Raw genomic sequence first — 21,122 nt, 5'->3', positions numbered from 1 at the left:
GCCGACCAGGAGTTTCATTGCCGGATCGTCGTCGAAGGGGGACCGCCATGAGCCCCGGCACCGCCGAACCGATAGCGCCGGGTGCCTCGCGCCCGCGAGACGCCGCCGACCGGGCCGCCTCCGGCCTGGCCGCGCGCCGCCGCGCGCCGTTGGAGAGCCACGCCGGCTTCGCGCCCAGCGGCCGGGAGGATCCGATCAAGACGCTCGCCGCGCAGGACACCGACCGGCTGAGCGATCTGGTGCCGATCCGCTACCAGCGGATGGTCGCCTCGCCGCTGGCCTTCCTGCGCGGATCCGCTGCGGTGATGACCGCCGATCTGGCCGGCACCCCGGTCTCCGGGCTGAGCAGCCAGCTGTGCGGCGACGCCCACCTGCTCAACTTCGGGATGTTCGCGTCGCCGGAACGGCGTCTGGTGTTCGACATCAACGACTTCGACGAGACCGCGCCGGGCCCCTGGGAGTGGGACGTCAAGCGGCTGGTCGCGAGCCTCGCGGTGGCCGGCCGGGAGAACGGTCTCGGCCGCAAGGCGCGCACCGCCGTGGTGGTCGCGACGGCCCGGCGCTACCGCACGGCGATGGCCTGGTTCGCCGGGCAGGGCGAGCTCGACGTCTGGTACGCGCACGCCGACATCGACGAGCTCCGCGAGACGCTCGCCGATCAGCTCGGCCGCGCGCGCAGCAAGAAGATCGGCAAGATGACCGAGAAGGCGCGCTCCCGGGACAGCCTGCAGGCGTTCCACAAGCTCACCGCGGTCGTGGACGGGCAGCGCCGGATCGTGTCGGACCCGCCGCTGATCGTCCCGGTCGGCGACATGCTGAGCGACGCGGCCGAGCGCGACGATCTGGAGCAGCGGCTGCGTGGCGTGCTCGCGGAATATCGGCGCACCCTCGCGTTCGAGCGGCGGCACCTGTTCGACGCGTTCGCGTTCGTCGACATGGCGCGCAAGGTGGTGGGGGTGGGCAGCGTCGGCACCCGGTGCTGGATCGTGCTGATGACCGGCCGCGATGATCAGGACCCGCTGTTCCTGCAGGTCAAGGAGGCCGGTACGCCCGTCGTGGCGCGCCACCTGCCGCCGTCGTGGCCGCAGCCGGGCGGTCAGGGCCGGCGGGTGGTCGAGGGGCAGCGGCTCATGCAGGCGACCGGCGACATCTTCCTGGGCTGGGCCACCGTGGAGGGCCGCGACTTCTACGTGCGGCAGCTGCGCGACTGGAAGGGCGCGATCACGGTGGAGGAGATGGACGAGAAGGGGCTCCGGGCGTACGGGGAACTCTGTGGTTGGACCTTGGCCAGGGCGCACGCGCGGACCGGCGACCGGATCGCCATCGCCGCGTACCTCGGCGACGGCGCGGAGTTTGACCACGCCGTCGCCGAATTCGCCGAGCGGTACGCCGACCAGACCGAAAGCGATCACGCCGCGATGGTCGCCGCGAAGCAGCTCTGATCAGGCCGGCTGTCCCTCGAAGGCGGCGACCTGTGCAGCTTCCTCGGCACCGAGCAGACCGATGCCGACCAGGTCGAACGGGCTGATGAAGCCGTCCGAGATCCGGAAGCCGCCGGCCCGCGCGATCGCGTCGCGCAGCGGCACCGCCCAGTGGTGCTCGATCAGCAGCAGCGCGGCGGCCGAGTCGTTCGGGATGTCGGCCAGCACGTCCCAGGCGTCCGTCTCGTCGAGGATGTGCACGCCGTCGGCCGACGCGGCCGCGCCCAGCTCGGCACCCGCTGCCAGCCCCGCCTCACCGCCGTAACCGAGGCCGATCAACGCACCGACCTTGCTGCCGAGCTCGGTTGCCTCCTCCTGGGTGAGGTTGCTCAGGTGCTCGGTGGTGATCTCGCCGTGCTTGTCCTTGTAGACCGCGAGCGAGTCGATCACCCGCACGGTGTTGCTGGCGCGCAGCCGCTCCAGTTCCTCGATCACCTCGCCGCGGAACTCCGGCCGCGGGAAGCCGAGCAGAAGCAGCTGTACCGGTCCGATCGTCATGGCTGTCACCTCTCTGGTCTCACGTCATGGCTCCGGCCAGCGTGCGACGCGCGAGGTGGTCCGCGGTTCATCCGGCGGGAGTGAGCGTGTCCGCTCGCAGCGGGAATCGTTGCAGGTGAACGACCTCGAGGCCGGACTCGTCGAGCCGGGTGAGCAGTTTGTGCAGAGCGGCCTCGGAGAGCGCCCCGGTGATCGTCGTCTGGCACGGCACCGCGCGATAATGCACGTTGCCGAGCGAGATCCGCAGCAGCGGGCCGATGATGCCGCGGATCCTAAGCACGTAGCGCTCTCTCATGAGGTGGCCTCCGAGGTTCGGGGCCGCGCGCGGGCGATCAGGGTGACCGCGACCTCGAAGACGGCGAGGACGATCACGATGATCAGCAGCGAGAGCCAGGACGACAGGATCAGGGCGAGGATGCCGGCCACCACCGCGCCGCCGATCCGTACCGGGTCCAGATGGTCGGCGATCCAGTCGGGCGCGTGCACGGCCGCGACCTGGATGCCCCGGCCGGCCGCCCGGCCGCCGCGGACGACCTGGCGGCGCAGCCAGACCGGAAGCCGTCCGGGACCGACCAGGTAGGCCACCACCGCGATGATCGCGCCGAGCCAGATCAGCTGGGTGCCGCGTTCGCGCAGGCCGCCGAGGACGGTGGTGAGGGTGGCCGCGAAGCCGTCGCGGTACACCCCTTCCGGGACCTGGGCGAGCAGCTCGCGGCGCACGGCGCGCAGGATCGCGGTGACCGCGATCGCGGCGATGACCAGCCACAAGCCGAGCTGCAGCACGGTGCGCCGGCGCGCCGGCGAGATGACCAGGGCCAGGACCAGCAGCAGGATGGTGGCCGCGACGCCGAGCGCCAGGTAGCGCTTGGCCGCCACCACCGCGTCCTGGGCGGCCTGCAGCTTGCCGGAGTCGTAGACGGTGAACTGGGCGAAGTTCGCCGGCAGCGTGACACCGAGCGCGTCCTCGACCCGCACCCGCAGGTTGTCCGGGATCGCGCCGCTGCTCAGGTCGGGCAGGGTGATCTGTTTGCCGAACAGGGTCGGCAGCTCCGCGCTGATCGTGCGCAGCACCTGGTTGATCAGCGGCAACAGGTCGATGTTGACCTGGTCGCCGGCGGACTGGACGATCGCGCTGTCGCCGTTGACGATCTCCATCACGCGGGTGTGTGTCCGGCGCACCAGCTCGGTCCAGATCGGCTGGAAGCGTTCGCTCTGCAGCACGTTGTCGACAGTGTTGCGCACCTGCGTCTGCAGCTGCCCGACCAGCGGCCCGATCACGAACCCGGCCTGCTGGGGCAGTACCTCACGCAACCGTTGCTCGACGTCGACCGCCTCGAAGATCTGACCCGTGGCGTACGTCGAGACGGCGGCCGCCACCTGAGGGTTCTGCGGCAGTGGCGCGACCGCCGAGACGAAGCGGTCGGTGCTCAGCGCGGTGCGCGCCGACCACACCCCGACCACGCTGATGACCAGCGCGAAGGCGGCGATGGCCACGAGTACGGCGGCGGCGATCCGGCGGGCGGTCCGGACCCGGGAGGCACGCCTGGCGCGCGTGTCGAGCCGGCCCTGCAACGTCTCCAGTTCGGCGCGCAGCCGTTGAATCTCCGCGGCGTCCCGGTCGTCGACGACGGTGGGCGGCGGGCTGGTCGGAATAGTCATGACAGAACTCCCTCGCGTCCGTCCCCGACTCTCACCCCGCGACCGGGCGCGACACCTCACCCGCGCGTGATGAGCGGCCCTCTTTCATCCGTTCCGCATGAGGACCGGTGCCGCCCCGGCATGGCTGACTGACCGGGACGCGTACAGGAGGAAGGACACGACATGTCAACTCTGGTCGCCATCGGGTACCCCGACGAGACGACGGCCACGGCCGCATCGCTGGAGGCGGACCGGCTCGCCAAGGACCTCATCATCCAACCGGACGCGATCGCCGTGATCATTCGCGACCGGGAAGGCAAGTTCCACGTCACGACCAACCACCACCCCGTCGGCGGCGGCGCCAGCTGGGGGATGTTCTGGGGCCTGCTGTTCGGGCTGCTCTTCTTCATCCCGGTGATGGGCATGGCGGTCGGCGCGGGTCTCGGTGCACTGATGGGCAAGCTCACCAAGGGCTCGATCGACAAGCAGTTCGCCAGCCAGGTCCGCGACATGCTCGAGCCGGGCACGTCCGCGCTGTTCCTGGTGGTCGAGCAGGTCACGCCGGACAAGGCGGTCGAGGCGCTCAGCAAGTACGGCGGCCGGGTCCTCAAGTCGTCGCTGTCCAAGGAGGCCGAGGCCGAACTGCAGGACGCGCTGCACGGCGGCGACAAGCCGGAGAAGGTGGAGATCTCCTGAACGGAATCGTTCCAGAACGCCGTCCGCCGGTCGCGGGCGGCGTTCTTTCTGGACGCTTCAAGCTTCGCCAACTGCGAAAAGTGCGAGGTTGCGGCCTCGAATTATCCGATCCGAACGATGTGCGTGCCCCTCGGGTGAACAAGCGTGAATCCGGGAGTTGCCGGATGACCAGGGGGCTACGGCATGACCATCGACATGATCGCTCCGCAGGCATCGACGACATATCCGGAAAGTCCCATCCTTGAATCCAAGTTTGCGACCCCGGAGGCACCACCGTTCTGGGTCGCGCGCCCCGGGCTCGTCGCCCGGCTGGCGGCCGGTGCCCAGGAACCGATCACCGTGGTGACCGGCCCGGCCGGATGCGGCAAGACCCAGCTCGTCGCGTCCTGGGCCGCGGGCCGGGCACCGGCCGACGCGCCCGCCTGGGTGACGCTGGAGAACGAGGACGACCAGCCGTCGAGCTTCTGGACGTACGTCATCGAAGCTCTGCGCCGGGCCGCGCCGTCGCTGGCCGAGCTGCCCGCGCTGGTTCCGTCCGAGTCGCTCGAACGCTCCTCGCTGGGCCGGCTCGCCGCCGCCCTGGGCGAGCTGCCCCGCCCGATCGTGCTGGTGCTCGACAACGTGTCCCAGCTCGACGGCCGCGAGTGGGCCGCCGATCTCGAGTTCGTGCTCCGGCACGCCGACCAGCGGTTACGGCTGGTCCTGGTGGGCCGGTGGGACCCGCCGCTGCCGCTGTACCGGTACCGCCTGGCCGGCGGGCTCACCGAGATCCGCAGCGGCGACCTGGCGTTCAACGCCGACGAGGTCGCACGGCTGCTCGACCTGCACGACGTCAAGCTGAGCGACTACGCCCTCGCGGCCCTGCTGGAACACACCGAGGGCTGGGCGGCCGGCCTGCGTCTGTGCGCCAGCACCCTGCAGAGCCACCGGGACCCGGAGCAGGTGGTCGCGACCCTCTCCGGCGACGACACCACCATCGCCGAATACTTCATCGGCGAGGTGCTGCGCACCCAGCCGAGCGAGGTACGCCGGTTCCTGGTCGAGACCAGCGTGCTGGACGACTTCACGCCGGAGCTGGCCGAGGCGGTCACCCGGCGCTGCGACGCACGGCGCATTCTCATGAACCTGACCAGGGAGAACGCGTTCATCCAACCGGTCGGCGGCGGCACCGGCCGGTATCGCTATCACCGCCTGTTCGCGGAGTTGCTGCGCGCCCAGCTGACCTGGGAGGAACCGGACCAGTGGCGCGGGCTGCACCTGCGGGCGTCGCAGTGGCTGGCCGAACGCGGCGCGGTCACCGAGGCCGCCGGGCATGCCGCGCGGGCCGGTGACTGGACCGAGGCGGCCCGGATCGTGGTCGGGGCGCACGCGGTCGGCAAGCTGGTGACCGACGGGATGCGGGGGCGGCTGGGCGGCGTCTTCCGGACGATGCCGGAGACGGCCGACGGCACCGAGACCGCCGTCGTGCGAGCCGCACTCGCGGTCGCCGACGGCCTGGGTGAGGCGGCAGCCGGGTACGCCGAGCGGTGCGCTCGGCTCAGCGGAGGCGAGGATGACGCTCTCCGGCTGGCCCGGCTGCTCGTCCAGGTCCACCCGGCGGTCGCCGGGGACGCCGACGTGGTGGCCGATGCGATCCGGGAGGCCGAGACGCTGCTCGCCGTCCTGCCGGCGGAGCATCGCGACGCCCATCCCGAGCTGCCGGTGCTGCTGCTCGCCGCGAAGGGTGTCGTGCAGAGCCGGGCCGGCGCGGTCGAGGGGGCCGCGGCCAGCTTCACCGCGGCGATCTCCGGCGCCGAGCCGGGTTGCGAGCTTCCGAAGATCGACTCGATGGGCCGGCTCGCCCTGATCGAGGCATACCGCGGTCATCTGAACCGGGCCGAGACGCTCGCCCGGCAAGCCATCGAGCTCGCCGAACAGCACGGGCTGACCGTGCAGCGCCGTCCGGTCGCGGGCCGGCTCGCGCTCGCCTGGATCGAGCTCGAGCGTTACGACGTCGAGGCCGCCGATCGGCATCTGCGCATCGCGCAGCCGCGCTGCCGGTCGGGCGGCGACCCGACCGCGGTGGCCGCGTTCGCGATCGTGAAGAGCCGGCGGCTGCAGGCCCGCGGCGAGTTGCGCGGTGCCATGCGGGTGCTGCGCGAGGCCGAGGCGGTGCGCGGCGCGCCCGAGTGGCTGGTCCGGGAGAACCTGCTGGCCCGGGTCCGGATGACGGTTGCCGCGGGTCACCTGGACGAGGCTCGCGAGCTGCTCGACCGGCTGGCCGGTTCCCGCGAGCCGGACGTGTCGGTGGTGCGCGCGGCGTTGCTGCTGGCCGGCGGGGAGTCGCAACAGGCGTACGACATCGTCCGGACCGTGGCCGACAGCTCGCGGGTGACCGCGCCGGTCGCCGTGGACGCGTGGTTGCTGCTGGCGATGCGCGCGGCCGGGATGGACGACGTGCCGGCGGCGCGTGAGTCGCTGCGCCGTGCCCTGCGCGCCGCCGCCCCGGAGGCGCACCGGCGGATGCTCAACCAGGCCTGGACCCAGCTGCGCCGGGTGCTGCGCGAGGACGACGAGTTGGTGGTCGAATACCACGCGCTGGGCGCGCCCAGCGAGGCCTCGGCGCGGGAGAGCGCCGAGCGCAACACCGACCCGGTGCTGGTCGAGTCGCTGAGCAAGCGCGAGCTGGAGGTGCTGCGCGGGATGGCGGCCATGCTGCCGACCGAGGAGATCGCGGCGTCCATGTTCGTCTCGATCAACACGGTGAAGACGCACGTGCGCAGCATCCTGCGCAAGTTGTCCGCGTCGCGCCGTAACGAGGCGGTGCGGCGGGCCCGTTCGCTCAATTTGATCTGAGGGCCGTTCCTTCGCCCGGGATGACGTGCCGCCTTGCCCGGACGGGCGACGCTGGCCCACGACATCTTCGGAAGGGGAACCATGACCGACGATCTACAGCAGATGGGGCCGGTCGACTACCTCTGCGTCGAGTTCCCGCCGGGCGGCTTGAACGGCGAAGCGCTGCCGCGGCTGGTGGACCTCGTCGACCGGGGGATCATCCGGGTGCTGGACATGATGTTCGTGCGTCGCGGCCGGGACGGCTCGATCGTCGTCATCGACCGGCACGAGCTGGAGGAGTCCGGGCTCGGCGTCTTCCACGGCGCGTCGTCCGGGATCCTGGGCGGCGACGACCTCGAGGAGGCCAAGGCGGTGCTCACCCCGGGCGCCACCGCGGTGATCATGGTCTACGAGAACCTGTGGGCCGCGCCGCTGGCCACCGCGCTGCGACGGGCCGGGGCGCAACTGGTCGCCGGCGGGCGGATCCACGTCCAGGCGATTCTGGCGGCACTGGACGCCACCGAGGCCGAGACCGCGCCGGTAACCGCGGGAAAGGGGTGATCGATCATGCCCGGACTGTTGCGCGGCATCGCTCGTACGGCGGTGATCGCCGGCACCGCGACGTCGGTGTCGAACCGGGTCTCCCGTCGTCAGGCCGGCCGCTGGTCGCGCCAAGCACAGGAGCAGGAACAGGAACAGCAAGCCCAGGCGCCGGCTCCGGCTCCCGCGGCAGCACCGCCGCCGTCCGCGCAGGATCCCATGCAGACCCGGCTGGACCAGCTGCAGCAGCTCGCCGAGCTCAAGAAGCAGGGCCTGCTCACCGACGAGGAACTGGAACGCCAAAAGGCCCAGATTCTCGGCAGTTAGGAAAACTGCACGTCAAGTGTCGTCAGTACGACCCAATGTTAGGCCTTGAGAATCGCGGCATGTTGTGCTGCGGTGGTTACAAAGCGCTCGTTATACACGAATAGTGATCAGCCCACTTCTCTGAGTTGCGCCGTGCGACGCGACCGTCGCCACCAGGCTCGACATCGCTCTGCGTAGCTGGAAGGGTACGCAGGGTTGGTCGCCGCACCGCTTCACTGAGAGTGTTCGGCACGCGGGTGTCCACAGGGGAGCCTGCCCGTCGTCCAGCCGGGCCATCCGGTGAGGGGGTTGGCATGAACGGCGCGCACGACGCCGCGCTCGCCCACCAGGCCGGAACCGCGGCCTGGCTGGGGCGTCCGCGCGTCCCGGGCACCCTGCTCATCCGGCGCCGGCTGCTGCGCACGCTGGACGCGGCGACGCGGCGGCCGGTGACGCTGGTCTGCGCCGGCGCCGGCTGGGGCAAGACCGCCCTGCTCGCGTCGTGGAGCACCGCGGAGATGGTGCCCGCGCCGATCGCCTGGCTCACCCTCGAACCGCGGCATGCGGACCCGCACACCTTCTGGTCGCACCTGCTGGCGGCGCTCGGCGCGTCGGACGGCGGCCCGTTGCCGCTGTGCCCCGGCGACGAGGGGTTCGCGCCGTGGCTGACCGAGCGGATCGCCGGCCTGAGCGCCCGGACCGTGCTGGTCCTCGACGACGTCCAGGTCCTGCCCGCCGGTCCGGTGCTGGACGGCCTTTCCCGGCTCCTGGCCGGCCTGCCGGATCAGCTCCGCGTCGTGCTGGCCGGCCGGACCGAGCCGGACCTCGCCCTGCACCGGCTGCGCGTCGAGGGCGACCTCACCGAGATCCGGCGGCCGCAGCTGGCGTTCCGCATCCCGGAGGCGGGTGACCTGCTGATGATGCACGGTGTGCCGGCGTCGCTGGCCCAGACCACCCGGCTGGTCGAACGCAGCGAGGGATGGCCGGTCGGCATCACACTGATGGCCGCGCCGGACGGCACCTGGCCGGACACCGTCCGGGACTACCTGATGCGCGAGGTGATCGATCCGCTGCCGCCGGACACCCGGGACTTCCTGCTGCGTACGAGCGTCGCCCAGCGCGTCTGCGGCTCGCTGGCCGAGGCGCTGACCAGGGCGCCGAACGCTGCCGGGATCCTGGAGGGACTGGAGCGGGCGAACTGCTTCGTGAGCCGCGGCGACGGTCCCGGACGGCAGTGGTTCCGCTACGACGGCCTGCTGCGCGACGTGCTGCGCCACGAGGCCGACGTACGCTCGCCCGGCCTGGTCACCGAGCTGCACGTACGCGCCGCCACCTGGTACGCCGCGCAGGGCAGTGTCCGGGACGCGCTGGAACACGCGGCGGAAGCCGGGGACTGGCCGTTCCTGGCCCGGCTGGTGGTCGAGCACGCCCTGCCGATGGCCGTGTCGAGCGAGCGCGCCGTGCTGGTCGGCATCCTGCGCCGGATCCCGGCCGAGCACCTCGCCGACAACGCCGACCTCGCGTTGTGCGCCGCCCTGCTGCTGTTCGCCGGCGGCGACTACGCCGGGGTGCGCGATCAGCTCGTCCGGGTGGGCGCGATGATCGACGGCGATCCGGCGCAGCAGCTCGCCGCCGCGGTGATGGGCGTCGTCGTGGCGCCGCGGATGGACGGCGACATGCCCGCGCTGATCGAGGACACGTCGCGGATCCTGGCGCTGCTCGGGTCGATGCGGATGGACCGGCTGCCGTCCCTGCTGCAATACCGTGCGATCACGTTGAGCTTCAAGGGCATCGGGCTGCTCTGGTCCGGCCGCACCGACCTGGCCGACCGGTTCCTCTGGGCGTCGTCGGCCGCGGCGCGCACCGCCGGCGTCGAGCTCGTCGAGATGACCGCGTACGCCCATCTGGCCGTGCTCGTCTACCTGCAGGGCTCGCTGACCGAGGCGGAGCACTACATCGACTCGGTGGACGAGCTGACCCGCCGCCACGACCTCGGCCTGACCGTGGAGTCGACCGCGGCGCACCTCACCCGGGCGTTGATCGAGCTGGAACGCAACCGGGTCTCCGAGGCTCAGGACGCCCTGCGCCGTGGCCTGCACGCCGCCGGCGACCGGCCGGAGACCACGTTGAGCGTCGTCGCCTCGATGGTGCGCGCCCAGACGCTGCTCGCCACCGGGGAACCGGTCGCCGCCCGGGATCTGCTGCACCGGTGCCGGACGTGGCTGCGCTGGCCGCTGGTCGCCCCCCTGCTCGACCGCTGGCTGGCGCTCACCGAGGCGGAGGCCGACCTCGCGCTGGGCGATCACGACGCCGTCATCGACCGGTACGCCGCCGGCAAGGTCATGCTGCCGGCCGAACAGGTGATGCTCGCCCGCGCGTACGAGATGTCCGGCGAGTACGCGGCGGCCGAGATCCTGCTCGCCCGGGTCCGGGAGAGCACCGACGCGGTCTCGGTGACGACCGCATGGCTGGTGACCGCGCTGATCGCCGACGCGCAGGGGCACGCCCGTCAGTCCGCGGACGCCTTCGCGCGGGCGGTCGCGCGGGCCGAGACCGAAGGCGTACGACGGCCGTTCCACCGTTTCGACAACGAGCGGATGGCCGCGCTGGGCGAGCGGTTGCAGTGGCTGCAGGAAGCGGTCGCCCCGGTCGCCGGCGACATCCTGGCCGACGTGATCCCGGCCAGGCAGGCCCCGGCGCCGGCCGAGCCGCTCAGCGACCGCGAGCGCGACGTCCTGCGGTACCTGCCCAGCGTGCTGACCGCGAACGAGATCGCCGCGGACCTCAAGATCTCGGTCAACACCGTCAAGGCCCACATGCGTTCGATCTACCGCAAGCTCGGTGCCGCCCGGCGTCGCGAGGCGGTGGTCCGGGCGCACCAGATCGGCCTGCTCTAAACCGCCTCCGATCCGGCCCGCACGGGTACCTCATCCAGCCGGGATGACGGCCCGGGATCGCGGACGACCACGGTGCGGACCACCTTGTCGTGCACGGCCTGATGCCGCCGGTCGACGAGCAGCCAGAGCGAGCCGATCGGGAACAGCGCCAGCAGGATGCCGCGGACGAACGCGCCGAGCCAGCCCACCGGCCGCCCGTCGCTGCGCATCACCCGCACGCCGAGCAGCGCCATTCCCGGGGTGCGCCCGGCGAGCAGCCAGAACACCGCGCAGTAGACGGCCAGCACGGCCGGCAGGAAGAACACGTACGCCGACGCGGCCGCCTGGGCTATGTCGCGCGCGGCCGCACCGGCGACCATGGCGACCACGCCCATCACGGCGATCCCGCCGGAGACGCCGAAGACCACGATCAGAGCATCCACCACGTACGCCACCGACCGGCTGACGATCCCGGCATACTCGTGGCGCGCGGCGGTCGTCACCGCTCGCCCAGCACCTTCGAGGTGACCCGGTCGACGCTGTGGTCGCCGGCCGCGGCGCCCGAGCGGACCCGGTCCATGAGCTCGTCGACCATGCTGGTGCGCTGGCTGCGTACCAGCGCCCGGATCCGTTCCGGATCGCGTTCCAGCATCTCCAGGATGTCGTCCAGCACGGTCGAGACGAGCGGGCGCAGCAGGCGCTCGAGCTGCGCGTCCACGGCCCGGTCGACGGGCGGGGAGGTCGCCACGGAGCGGACCGCGGCGTTGAGTCGCGCGGTGGCCCAGTCCCAGCCGCGGGCGCGTTCGGCGGCGCCGCGTTCGGCGAGGGCCGCGATCCGGGCGCGGAGGGTGGTCATGCCCAGGGCGGCGCCGCCGCTCAGCGTCGCGCGCGGATCCGCCATCCCGCGGCGGATCACGGCGAACACGCGTACGGAAACCACCTCGGCCTCGGCCACGGCACCCACCGCGACGTCACGCACCTGTCCCGGGCCGAAGGTCAGCTTGTTGTCGTCCATCGTGTCCTCCTCAGGCTGCGGCGGCGCCCGGGATGGCCGGCGCTGCCGCGATCCCATCCGGGCGCGGCGGCGACCGCCTCATCCGAGCGGGATGAACCGGTCAATGCTTGAGCCAGGCCTTCAAAACGATCATCCCGGCGCCGAACGCGGCGGCCACCAGTGTCGATACCAGCCGCTCGGCCGGGTTGAGGCGGCCGTTGGCGCCCATCCGCCAGCCGGCGACGGCGAGCAGGATCGTGCTGCACACCAGCGAGGCGATCTCCGCGGTCAGCAACGTTGCGCCCAATAGACGTACCAAGGCCAGGACCAGCAGCGGAAGGAAGGTCGCGGTGATCATCTCCCAGCCGGTGGTCACCTGCTCCCGCACGGTGTGCCAGGTCGGCCGCTGCCCGCCGTGCACCCGCTCGGCGACGATGCGCGCGTAGCGTTCCGCGGCCCAGTAGATGACCAGCGTGACCAGCACGCTGATCACCACGGCGACGGCGCGTTCGGCGGGGGAGGTGGACACCACCGCGGCACCCACGATGATCCCGTAGATGCCCGCGGTGGTGGCCTCCTGGTGCTGGTGCGTGACGCGGAGGGTGCGCATGGGCTACGGGTAGGCGCGAGCCGGCGCGACCGGCCGGATCGCGGCCCGGGCCGAGCCGGCGACCAGCGAGCCGATCGCGACGCCGAGGATCAGGTTCAGCAGCGCGGTGTAGAGCTTCGATCCGGTCTCCTGGTCGGTGGCGAACGGCGCCGCCATCGCGCCGATGGTCGCCAGCGCGATGAGCCAGCCGAAGAAGCGCATCGGCTTGGGCGCGAACAGGACCAGCACGTGGACCAGTGCGGTCGCGAGCAGGCTGCCGCCGGCCGCACCAAGCGCATACCAGAAGGTGCTGGCGTCGCCCCACACACCGTCGCCCTTGGGGGCCAGCACCTGCACGTCGAACAGGCCGCGGCCGATCACGATGCCGACGACCGCGATGAGCGCCGCGAGCAACGCCGTGGCCAGGCCGCCCGCCCACAGCTTGCCGGCGTTGAGCGCCGGCTGCGGGGGTGCGGCCGACGATCGATACATTTCGGTCATGAGTCCTCCCGATGGGGGTGTCCAGGCGAGGCTCGCCGACCGCCGCCGAGGTCACCTCATCCAACGTGGATGACGCCGTCTCCCCGTGGGTGCGGTGATGCTCGGCGCGTGAGGTTGTTCGCCTGGCGCCGCAGCGAGATGAGCCGCCGGTCCGACCGCGTCGAGGGCCGGCTCGGACTGCTGCTCGTGGTGGCGTTCTTCCTGGTGGCACCGCTGGTAGGGGCATGGGTCTGGAACGTCGCATACCGGTCCGAGGAGGGACAGAGTTCGCGTGTACGGGACCGCGTCGCCCGTGTCGAGGCGGTGCTGCTCGACGACGCGTCCGAGCCCGCACCGAGCGACGGCACCGGGATGCCCGCCGACCTGTGGGTGGCGCGGGCCCGCTGGTCGGCCCCGTCCGGCGCCGAGCACGTCGGCGCGGTCCAGGTCGCCGGGAAACTGTCCGCGGGCGACCGGATCGGGCTGTGGATCGACCGCACCGGGGAACCGGTGACCGCGCCCGAGCCGCCGCACCCGGGCACCGAGGCGGCGCTGGCCACCACGGTGGCGGTGCTGGCGGTGCTCTGCGCGCTGGTGCTGACCAAGGCCACGGTGCGGCTCGTGCTGGACCGGCGGCGGATGCGGGCGTGGCAGGACGAGTGGAGCGAGATCGGCCCGCGCTGGACGAGACACCGGTGAGGGCCACCGCGCGCGACCTGCGGGATGCCCTGTTCGGGCTGGTCGCCACCGCCGCCGCGCTGCTGATCGCGGCGGCCGTGCTGGACGGGCTGGCCTTCGCCTCGTGGTGGACGGCGGTGCTGGTGGCCCTGGTGATGGCGGTCGGTGACGCGTTGTCCCGCCCGCCGTTGCGTGCCCTGGCCGGTCGCGCCGGCCCGTTCGCCGCGCTGCTGCTCGGCGGGCTGGCCCAGCTCCTGCTGGTGGAGCTGGCGCTGCTGGTGGCGCCCGGGGTCACCACCGGGGGAGCCGGCACGACGGTGGCGACCCTGCTGCTGGTCGGGCTGGTCCTCACCGCGGTGCGCTGGCTGCTCGGCGTCAACGACAGCTCCTACCTGGTGGCCGACCTGGTCCGGCGGCGGCCGCCGTCCGGCGACCGGATCCCCGGGACCGGCGTGGTGATCGTGCAGTGGGACGGCGTCTCGTTCCCGGTGCTGCGGTTCGGGCTGGCGTCCGGGGCGCTGCCGACCCTGGCCCGCTGGCTGCGCTCCGGAAGTCACGAGGCGGTGAAGTGGTGGGCGCGGGTGCCCTCGACCACCCCGGTCAGCCAGGCCGGGCTGCTGCACGGGCGCAACGACGAGATCCCGGCGTTCCGTTGGTACGAGAAGGAGTCCGGCAGGTTGCTGGTGGCCAACCGGCCCGCCGACGCCGCGGTCATCGAGGCCCGGATCTCGGACGGTCGCGGGCTGCTGGCCGGCGGCGGGGTCAGCGTGTCGAACATCTTCAGCGGGGACGCGCCGACGACCCAGATGGTGATGAGCCGTACGGGAAAGCACAACGGGGCGGCGTACGTGCGCTTCTTCGCCCGTCCGTTCGTCTTCGTGCGGGCGCTGGTGCGCACGCTCGGCGAAATGGCCAAGGAGCTGTACCAGGGGCGGCGGCAACGGTTGCGCGGCGTGGAGCCCCGGATCCGGCGGCGTGGCTCGTACGTGGCTCTGCGTGGCCTGACCAACGCGATGCTGCGCGACCTCAACGTGGGGCTGGTCGCCGAGCACATGATGGCCGGCGCCCCGGTCATCTTCGTGGACTTCGTCGACTACGACGAGATCGCCCACCACGCCGGGGTGGTGCGGCCGGAGTCGCTGGCCGCGCTCGCCGGGCTGGACGGGGTGCTGGACCTTCTGGAGAAGGTGGCCGCGGCGGCGCCGCGCGACTACCGGTTCGTGGTGCTCTCCGACCACGGTCAGAGCCAGGGCTCGACGTTCCGCCAGCTCACCGGGCGCGGGCTGGAGGACGCGGTGCGGGAGCACTCCGGGCTGTCCGCGGTCGTCGCGGACACCACCGACGCGGAGACCGGCCGCCCGGCGGCCGCCATGGTCGGGTCACCGCAGACCGCCTCCTATTCCGGCCGGCCCGAGCTGGTCGTCGTCGGCTCCGGCAACCTGGGCCTGGTCTGGTTCCCGCGGCTGCCCGGCCGGGTGCCGCTGGAAGAGCTCACCGAACGCTTCCCGAAGCTGATTCCGGGTCTGCTCAGCGAGTCCGGCGTGGGGTTTCTCGTCGCGGACAGCGCGCGCGGGCCGGTCGCCATCGGCAGCGCCGGCACCCACGTCCTGGCCGACGACACCGTCGAGGGGAGCGACCCGCTCGCGCCGTTCGGCCCGCACGCCCGCTTCGACCTGCTCCGGGTCGGCACCATGGGCAACGCCCCCGACCTGTACGTGCATTCGACGCTCGACCCGCACACCTTCGAGGTGCACGCGTTCGAGGAACTGGTCGGCTGCCACGGCGGCCTCGGCGGCTGGCAGAACGAGGCGATGCTGGTACACCCGGCGGACTGGCCGTTGGACGGGCCGCCGCTGTACGGCGCGGACGCGGTGCACCGGCGGCTCGTCGGCTGGCTCGAACGCCTCGGTCAGAGAGCCGGCGGGATGTTGTAGTTGACCCGGAACAGGTTGTCCGGATCGTATTTCGCCTTCAGCGTGGCCAGCCGGTCGAAGAGCTCCGGGCCGTACACCCGCCGCACCTCGTCGACGCCGGCCTGCTCCGGCGTCATCGAGTTGGGCGGCTGCCGGTCCTCGCGCCAGGGCTGCAGCGCCTGCTCCAGCGCGTCCAGCGCGGTCAGCACCGCGGGGGAGTCGTTCGCGGTGCCCCGGCCCACGGCCACGACCTGGTACGCCGCCCCGCGTCCCGGGTTCGCGTCGGGCGCCGGGGCCCGGTCCAGAGCGCCGCCCAGCGCCCGGATCTCGACGTTGCCGAGCGGGCTGTACGACCCTGGCCCGTCCACCTTGATCAGCGCGTTGATCGCCTCGTCGGTGAAGTCGGACAGGGCCATCCCGCGTTCCAGGAACGGCACCGGGGTCGGCGGGTCGTAGTGCATGGTCGTGGCGGTGGCGAACGGAACCTCCTCGACCGTGTCCAGCATCGCCGGGCCGAGAGCGCGCATCGGCGCGAACTGTTCGACGGCCTCGCCGACCGGACCGGCGTACGCGAACCTGATGGCCGTGACGAATTGGCCGCGCAACACCTGCGGCAGATGCGGCATCGGCGCGACCCGCAGGATGGAGACGGAGGTGGTGGCCGCGTCCGGCAGCTTCGCCGCCCAGTCCCGCCACGCCCGGATCACCCGCGGCGCGTCGTTCCCCGGGAAGTAGAGGCCCCCCGCGACGAGGGTCTCTACCGGCAGCAGCGCGATCCGCATGGCGGTGACGACGCCGAAGTTGCCCCGCGAGCCCTTGAGGGCCTGGAACAGGTCGGCGTTCTCCACCTCGTTGGCGGTGCGCCGCACCCCGTCCGCGGTCACCACCTCGAACTCGGTGACGTAGTCCGACGCGTACCCGTAGGCGCGGCCCAGGATCGGGCTCTGCCCGCCGCCCAGGACGTAGCCGATGGCGCCGACGGTGGTCGCCGAGCCGACCGGGGCGGCCAGTCCGAGCGGTGCGGTGGCGTCGACGACGTCCCCCCAGCGCGCGCCGCCGGCGATCCGGGCGACCGCGCTGTCCTCGTCGATCTGGACCGCGGTCATCCGGTCGAGGGTTATCAGCACGGCGTCGGAGGCTTGGTGCGGCTGGCTGTGGCCGGCCCCGCGTACGGCGACGGGCATCTCGTTCGCGGACGCGAACCGCACCGCGGCCTCCACGTCCGCCACGCCGGTCGCGCCCACCACCACCGGCGGCGTGAGGGGGGTCAGCAGGTTGAAAGTGGAGCACTCGGCGGCGTAGCCGGTCTCGCCGGGCACGAAGACCGCCCCGGTCACATGGTCACGCAGCCAGTCGAACTTGTCTGTCACGAGATGACTGTCCGCGTGCCGTGCGCGGACGACGTCGGTCATTCGACGGCATCTCGTTATCAGACGACCGGTCATTTTGGGAGATGAACTTTCCCCGTGCACATCCGTTATTGGCGGCAGGGCTATCTATTAGGGGGTTGCTTGTATGAGTCGTGAGAGCGCTCTCGTGTCGGCCGATTGGGCCGAGCAGAACCTGCGGACACCAGGGATCGTCTTCGTCGAGGTCGACGAGGACACCACCGCGTACGACGGTGGACACATCCCGGGATCCGTCCGGATCGACTGGCGGACCGATCTGCAGGACCCGGTTCGCCGGGATTTTGTCGGCGGTTCGCAATTCGCCGAGCTGATGTCGTCGCGCGGAATTGCGAATGACGACGTCATCGTGCTTTACGGCGGCAACAACAATTGGTTCGCCGCGTACGCCTATTGGTATTTCAAACTTTACGGCCACCGCGATGTGCGTTTACTCGATGGTGGGCGGAAGAAATGGGAACTCGACGCCCGGCAGCTGGTGACCTCGGTGCCGCAGCGTTCGCGGACCTCGTACCAGGCGTCGCCGCCCGACCTGTCCATCCGCGCGTTCCGCGACGAGGTGGTGGCCGCCATCGGCGTGCAGAACCTGGTCGACGTGCGCAGCCCGGACGAGTTCTCCGGGCGGTTGCTGGCACCGGCGCACCTGCCGCAGGAGCAGTCGCAGCGCGGCGGGCACATCCCGACCGCGATCAACGTGCCGTGGAGCAAGGCGGCCAACGAGGACGGCACGTTCAAGTCGGACGACGAGCTGGCGAAGATCTACGGCGACGCCGGGCTGATCGACGGCAAGGACACGATCGCGTACTGCCGGATCGGGGAGCGGTCGTCGCACAGCTGGTTCGTCCTGAAAGAACTGCTCGGCCGGCCGAATGTCAAGAACTATGACGGTTCCTGGACCGAGTACGGGTCGTTGATCGGCGTGCCGGTCGCGCTCGGGGACGAGCCGGGTACCGCCTGACCCTTTCTCTGTCGTCTATCTGTCATTTTCGTGCCTCGCTGCGTGGGCGGGCTCACGCCTTGATTTCGTTGTCATTTCGTGAGCACCGAGCAGAATGGATGGTGTTCTCCAGAACGGGGTGCAGAGTCCAAGGGGGGAATCTGTAGGATGAAACTTCGCAAGCGAGTACACCGCCGGCCGGCAGCTCACCGCGACATCCAGGAACCAGCGCGTTCCGCAATCTCCGCGATGCGATCACCGGTCAACGAGGAAATCGCGTTCCACCTGTTGCGCCGGATCGTCTGAAAAGCAAAATGTAACGGCCCGCCCGGGAAAATCCGGGCGGGCCGTTCGCATGTCTCAGATCCAGAAAGGCGCTACGCAGGAGTAACGGGGGTCTTCCCAGGGCGCGCGGCCGGTACGGCCCCACTCCCGCTCGACGATCTCCTGGAACGTCTGCGCGACGTCGCGTGGCTCGGCCTGGTCGTCTCGCCGGCCTGCCGTGTCCGCCGGCGTGGCCGGCCTCTCGGTCCGGTGCTTCATTCGTCGTCCCCTCCATGCGAATTCCGCGCACTCTCTGTTGTGGACAGATGGTCCGCGGACCAGCGCTCGACCGCCGACAGCAGCGGCACGACCGAGCGGCCGAGCTCGGTCAGCGAGTACTCCACGCGCGGCGGCCGCATGCGGTACGGATGCTGCTCGATGAGACCGGCCGACTCCATCTCCCGCAGACGCCGGGCGAGCATGGCCGTGCCGAGCGGGGCCAGCCCACGCTGAAGGTCCCCGAAGCGCGCCGGGCCGTTCATGTGCAGGAGCCACAGAATATGCGGCGTCCAGCGCGTGAAGATCAGCTCGACGGCGGGCGAGAGCGGTGTTCCGGTGGTAAGCGGTGATCGGCTCACGTCTTTATGACGGATTTCTACCGCTATCGTTCACGTGACGGCCCGCACGCCCGACATTTCTCCCCGTGCGTCCGTTCATCGTGCCGCCACCGCCGGTACGCGCAGACGCGCCGCAGCGGCCGCCACCTGCGAACCGACGGCCTCCCGGTCGACCCGCGCCGGCTCACCCGCCTCGACGACCCGCTCGCCCGCGACCCAGACATCGGTGACCGTACGCGACCCCGCCGCCCAGACCAGGTTAGCGATCAGCTCGTCGTCCGGGACGTCGAGGCCGGTCGCGAACGCCGGGTCATCGACACTCACGTGCACGACATCGGCGAACCGCCCCCGCTCCACGGTTCCGATGTCGTCGCGACCGAGCGCCTCCGCACCGCCGCGGGTGGCCAGCATCAGCGCGTCCACCGCGCTCATCGCGGCCGGATCCCCGCCGTGCATCCGGGCGAGCAGGGCCGCGCTGCGCGCCTCCTCGAGCAGGTCGAGCCGATCGTTGCTGGCCGGCCCGTCGGTGCCGAGCCCGACGCGGACGCCCGCCTCACGCAGCTCGACCACCGGCGCCACGCCGGCCGCCAGCTTCGCGTTCGACGACGGGCAGTGCGCCACCCCGGTCCCGGCCTCGGCGAACAGCGCGATGTCCCGCGGATCCAGGTGAACCCCGTGCGCCGCCAGCAGCCGCCCCTGGGTGAGCCCGACGTGGTCGAGCAGCTGCGGTACCGACCCGAACGCGGCCCGCTGCGGCCGGTCCTCGCCCACCGTCTCCGCCACGTGGATGTGCACCAGCGCCCCGCGACGGTGCGCTTCCTCGCCGATCGCCCGCAGCGCCTGCAGCGGCAGCTCGTACGCCGAGTGCGGCCCGTACCCGAGCTCGATCCGCCCGCCCGGCCCGGTGACCAGCCCCAGCTTGTCGATCCGGTTGCCGATGTCCGCGACGCTCGCCTCCCACGACGCACCCGCGGGCCCGGCCAGAATCGCCTCGGTCAGCACGGCCCGCGCCCCGGTGGCGGCGACCGCTTCGATCATCTCGTCCGTGTGGACGTACATCTCGGTGCTCGTCGTGACCCCGCGCCGCAACATCTCGATCGAGCCCAGCATCATGCCCGCGCGCGTGTCACCCGCGGCCATCATCCCTTCGGCCGGCCACATGGCGTTCCGCAGCCAGTCCGTCAGGGGGAGGTCACCGCCGCGCCCGCGCAGCAGCGACATCGGGGTATGCGCGTGCGTGTTCACCAGTCCCGGCATCAGGATGCCCGTCAGGCCACGCACCGCCCCGTTCCAGCCCGGGGCGTCGCGCTCCGCCCCCGCGTAGGCGATCCGCCCGTCGGCAGCGATGTCCACGACCGCGTCGCGCACGACCGAACAGACGACGTCACAGGTCAGCAGAACCGGCGCCCGCAGGCGCAAGGGAATCTGAGTCAAGGCAATCACCTTTCTGTTGCCCTTCTTCACGCAGTGGGCGCCCGCGGGTTCACCCTGGTCTGGGTGACCCAGGCCACCGGGGGCTGCTTTTACGCGCCCACGCGCGCCGCCGACGTGACCGACGCCACGGCGTCGACCGCCCTCGTTGGCCGGTCGCCGGCACTCCCCGGTCCTGCTTGGCGTTGTGGCGGTCTAGCGCCTCCGCGTTCTGGCGCTTCAGCGCCGACCTCGCCCTCACGCTTGTCCGCCGGGCCGCCTGCGCCGGGCCGCCTGCGCCGGGCCGCCTGCGCCGGGCCGCCTGCGCCGGGCCGCCTGCGCCGGGCCGCCTGCGCCGGGCCGCCTCCGCTGCGCCGCCTCCGCTGCGCCGCCTCCGCCGGGCCGCCTCCGCCGGCGGCGAGTGCATGCTCGCCGTCCTTCCTTTCGCCGGGCTTGCTGCTTTCCGTCCGCTACCCTTACCGTGGGAGCGCTCCCGTCGATGTCCATCACGCACCGAAGGGAAATGCCGTGTCCCCTCCCCGCCTCCGCTCCCTGGCAGATAAGTTGGACCCTCTCCACGGCCCAGACCCTGAGCCAGACCTGGGGGCGGCATCGCAACAGTCACCGGTTCGACCGTCACCGTCCGCAATGAATCCTGGAACGGCTCGCTGCAGCCCGGCGTCACCGCATAGTTCGGCGTCCGGCCCCGCGACGACTCCCGGACTAACTTGCACCGCTCGCTGATTCACGCCGCGCGCGTCCGCCATCGGTCGCTGGGCATCGACGCTCGACGATCCCGGAGGTTGATCGTCGGTTCGCTGCCCATGATGTGGGACAAGTGTCCGTTGTGCGGAACTGTCGACCGCATCATGGACGAGAGGTCCGCGATGTGAGACACGGGTCCAATGTGGAAGTATCTTTCTCCCCTTTTGCGGCTCTTGTTCGACCAATTTTGCCGACGTTTTGTGGACCTTGGAGAGTTTAT

The 21,122-nt window shown here is 71.5% G+C and carries 20 protein-coding genes; 9 read left to right on the top strand and 11 right to left on the bottom strand.

Annotated features, from left to right (window positions below):
• Positions 1–47: 47 nt before the first annotated feature.
• Positions 48–1,442, top strand: a complete 1,395-nt coding sequence (locus tag HH310_RS13765) for a DUF2252 domain-containing protein (protein ID WP_169175916.1) — start codon at positions 48–50, stop codon at positions 1,440–1,442.
• Here HH310_RS13765 and HH310_RS13760 read toward each other — a convergent pair whose 3' ends face one another.
• The 3 genes from HH310_RS13760 to HH310_RS13750 form a co-directional block, all read right to left on the bottom strand.
• Positions 1,443–1,979, bottom strand: coding sequence for a hypothetical protein (locus HH310_RS13760; RefSeq protein WP_169175915.1), 537 nt, complete (start codon positions 1,977–1,979; stop codon positions 1,443–1,445). It lies immediately after the preceding gene.
• Between the two features lie 67 nt (positions 1,980–2,046).
• Positions 2,047–2,259: a hypothetical protein gene (locus tag HH310_RS13755; RefSeq protein ID WP_312034053.1), complete on the bottom strand. Its 213-nt coding sequence runs from the start codon at positions 2,257–2,259 to the stop codon at positions 2,047–2,049.
• An 11-nt stretch (positions 2,260–2,270) separates the two neighbouring features.
• The gene (locus HH310_RS13750) at positions 2,271–3,638 is read right to left on the bottom strand and encodes a hypothetical protein (protein ID WP_248293992.1); all 1,368 of its coding nucleotides are present in this window, start codon (positions 3,636–3,638) and stop codon (positions 2,271–2,273) included.
• A 162-nt stretch (positions 3,639–3,800) separates the two neighbouring features.
• On the opposite strand from HH310_RS13750, the gene HH310_RS13745 reads away from it, so the two are divergent.
• The 5 genes from HH310_RS13745 to HH310_RS13725 all read left to right on the top strand — a co-directional run bounded on the left by HH310_RS13745 (position 3,801) and on the right by HH310_RS13725 (position 10,870).
• A complete protein-coding gene (locus tag HH310_RS13745) occupies positions 3,801–4,313 on the top strand; it encodes a DUF1269 domain-containing protein (RefSeq protein ID WP_169175913.1) in 513 nt (170 codons plus the stop codon).
• A 183-nt stretch (positions 4,314–4,496) separates the two neighbouring features.
• Positions 4,497–7,148 (top strand): LuxR C-terminal-related transcriptional regulator, encoded by a 2,652-nt coding sequence (locus HH310_RS13740; RefSeq protein ID WP_169175912.1) that lies wholly within the window; start codon positions 4,497–4,499, stop codon positions 7,146–7,148.
• A gap of 81 nt (positions 7,149–7,229) precedes the next feature.
• Positions 7,230–7,688 (top strand): DUF6325 family protein, encoded by a 459-nt coding sequence (locus tag HH310_RS13735; RefSeq protein WP_211192121.1) that lies wholly within the window; start codon positions 7,230–7,232, stop codon positions 7,686–7,688.
• 6 nt (positions 7,689–7,694) lie between these two features.
• Positions 7,695–7,994, top strand: a complete 300-nt coding sequence (locus HH310_RS13730) for an SHOCT domain-containing protein (RefSeq protein ID WP_169175911.1) — start codon at positions 7,695–7,697, stop codon at positions 7,992–7,994.
• Between the two features lie 293 nt (positions 7,995–8,287).
• A complete protein-coding gene (locus tag HH310_RS13725; RefSeq protein WP_169175910.1) occupies positions 8,288–10,870 on the top strand; it encodes a LuxR C-terminal-related transcriptional regulator in 2,583 nt (860 codons plus the stop codon).
• Here the strand turns inward: HH310_RS13725 and HH310_RS43790 are convergent.
• The 4 genes from HH310_RS43790 to HH310_RS13705 all read right to left on the bottom strand — a co-directional run bounded on the left by HH310_RS43790 (position 10,867) and on the right by HH310_RS13705 (position 12,933).
• Positions 10,867–11,352 (bottom strand): RDD family protein, encoded by a 486-nt coding sequence (locus HH310_RS43790; protein ID WP_169175909.1) that lies wholly within the window; start codon positions 11,350–11,352, stop codon positions 10,867–10,869. The two genes, HH310_RS13725 and HH310_RS43790, sit on opposite strands and share 4 nt — an antisense overlap.
• Positions 11,349–11,864 (bottom strand): hypothetical protein, encoded by a 516-nt coding sequence (locus tag HH310_RS43785; RefSeq protein ID WP_169175908.1) that lies wholly within the window; start codon positions 11,862–11,864, stop codon positions 11,349–11,351. Before HH310_RS43785 ends, HH310_RS43790 begins: the two co-directional genes overlap by 4 nt.
• A gap of 100 nt (positions 11,865–11,964) precedes the next feature.
• Positions 11,965–12,453 (bottom strand): hypothetical protein, encoded by a 489-nt coding sequence (locus HH310_RS13710; RefSeq protein ID WP_169175907.1) that lies wholly within the window; start codon positions 12,451–12,453, stop codon positions 11,965–11,967.
• Positions 12,454–12,456: 3 nt separating this feature from the next.
• A complete protein-coding gene (locus tag HH310_RS13705; protein ID WP_211192120.1) occupies positions 12,457–12,933 on the bottom strand; it encodes a DUF6069 family protein in 477 nt (158 codons plus the stop codon).
• 108 nt (positions 12,934–13,041) lie between these two features.
• On the opposite strand from HH310_RS13705, the gene HH310_RS13700 reads away from it, so the two are divergent.
• A complete protein-coding gene (locus tag HH310_RS13700) occupies positions 13,042–13,611 on the top strand; it encodes a hypothetical protein (RefSeq protein ID WP_169175906.1) in 570 nt (189 codons plus the stop codon).
• Complete coding sequence (locus HH310_RS13695) at positions 13,608–15,524, top strand: alkaline phosphatase family protein (protein ID WP_211192119.1); 1,917 nt, start codon at positions 13,608–13,610, stop codon at positions 15,522–15,524. The genes HH310_RS13700 and HH310_RS13695 overlap by 4 nt, the downstream gene beginning before the upstream one ends.
• On the opposite strand, the gene HH310_RS44805 is transcribed toward HH310_RS13695, so the two are convergent.
• Positions 15,500–16,873, bottom strand: coding sequence for an FAD-binding oxidoreductase (locus HH310_RS44805; protein WP_312034052.1), 1,374 nt, complete (start codon positions 16,871–16,873; stop codon positions 15,500–15,502). The genes HH310_RS13695 and HH310_RS44805 overlap by 25 nt on opposite strands.
• 145 nt (positions 16,874–17,018) lie before the next feature.
• Here HH310_RS44805 and HH310_RS13685 point away from each other — a divergent pair, with 145 nt between their 5' ends.
• Positions 17,019–17,867 carry a sulfurtransferase gene (locus HH310_RS13685; protein ID WP_169175904.1) on the top strand — a complete coding sequence of 283 codons (849 nt, stop codon included), beginning with the start codon at positions 17,019–17,021 and terminating at the stop codon, positions 17,865–17,867.
• A gap of 339 nt (positions 17,868–18,206) precedes the next feature.
• Here the strand turns inward: HH310_RS13685 and HH310_RS13680 are convergent, their stop codons facing one another.
• The 3 genes from HH310_RS13680 to HH310_RS13670 all read right to left on the bottom strand — a co-directional run bounded on the left by HH310_RS13680 (position 18,207) and on the right by HH310_RS13670 (position 20,161).
• Entirely contained in the window at positions 18,207–18,389 is a 183-nt protein-coding gene (locus HH310_RS13680; protein ID WP_169175903.1) for a hypothetical protein, read from the bottom strand.
• Positions 18,386–18,748, bottom strand: coding sequence for a helix-turn-helix domain-containing protein (locus HH310_RS13675; RefSeq protein WP_169175902.1), 363 nt, complete (start codon positions 18,746–18,748; stop codon positions 18,386–18,388). The genes HH310_RS13680 and HH310_RS13675 overlap by 4 nt, the downstream gene beginning before the upstream one ends.
• Before the next feature lie 75 nt (positions 18,749–18,823).
• Positions 18,824–20,161, bottom strand: coding sequence for an amidohydrolase family protein (locus HH310_RS13670; protein WP_248293991.1), 1,338 nt, complete (start codon positions 20,159–20,161; stop codon positions 18,824–18,826).
• Between the last annotated feature and the right edge of the window lie 961 nt (positions 20,162–21,122).

Origin of the sequence: Actinoplanes sp. TBRC 11911, assembly GCF_012933445.1 — a bacterium.
GTDB lineage: Bacteria > Actinomycetota > Actinomycetes > Mycobacteriales > Micromonosporaceae > Actinoplanes.
The sequence above is the reverse complement of the archived record's forward strand: the minus strand, read 5'-3'. Positions and strand labels throughout refer to the sequence as shown.

Bases quoted from the DNA above. Each gene is read 5' to 3' on its own strand.
- HH310_RS13765 (WP_169175916.1), top strand. From the start codon at position 48: ATGAGCCCCGGCACCGCCGAACCGATAGCGCCGGGTGCCTCGCGCCCG.
- HH310_RS13760 (WP_169175915.1), bottom strand. From the start codon at position 1,979: ATGACGATCGGACCGGTACAGCTGCTTCTGCTCGGCTTCCCGCGGCCG.
- HH310_RS13750 (WP_248293992.1), bottom strand. From the start codon at position 3,638: ATGACTATTCCGACCAGCCCGCCGCCCACCGTCGTCGACGACCGGGAC.
- HH310_RS13745 (WP_169175913.1), top strand. From the start codon at position 3,801: ATGTCAACTCTGGTCGCCATCGGGTACCCCGACGAGACGACGGCCACG.
- HH310_RS13740 (WP_169175912.1), top strand. From the start codon at position 4,497: ATGACCATCGACATGATCGCTCCGCAGGCATCGACGACATATCCGGAA.
- HH310_RS13735 (WP_211192121.1), top strand. From the start codon at position 7,230: ATGACCGACGATCTACAGCAGATGGGGCCGGTCGACTACCTCTGCGTC.
- HH310_RS13730 (WP_169175911.1), top strand. From the start codon at position 7,695: ATGCCCGGACTGTTGCGCGGCATCGCTCGTACGGCGGTGATCGCCGGC.
- HH310_RS13725 (WP_169175910.1), top strand. From the start codon at position 8,288: ATGAACGGCGCGCACGACGCCGCGCTCGCCCACCAGGCCGGAACCGCG.
- HH310_RS43785 (WP_169175908.1), bottom strand. From the start codon at position 11,864: ATGGACGACAACAAGCTGACCTTCGGCCCGGGACAGGTGCGTGACGTC.
- HH310_RS13710 (WP_169175907.1), bottom strand. From the start codon at position 12,453: ATGCGCACCCTCCGCGTCACGCACCAGCACCAGGAGGCCACCACCGCG.
- HH310_RS13705 (WP_211192120.1), bottom strand. From the start codon at position 12,933: ATGACCGAAATGTATCGATCGTCGGCCGCACCCCCGCAGCCGGCGCTC.
- HH310_RS13685 (WP_169175904.1), top strand. From the start codon at position 17,019: ATGAGTCGTGAGAGCGCTCTCGTGTCGGCCGATTGGGCCGAGCAGAAC.
- HH310_RS13680 (WP_169175903.1), bottom strand. From the start codon at position 18,389: ATGAAGCACCGGACCGAGAGGCCGGCCACGCCGGCGGACACGGCAGGC.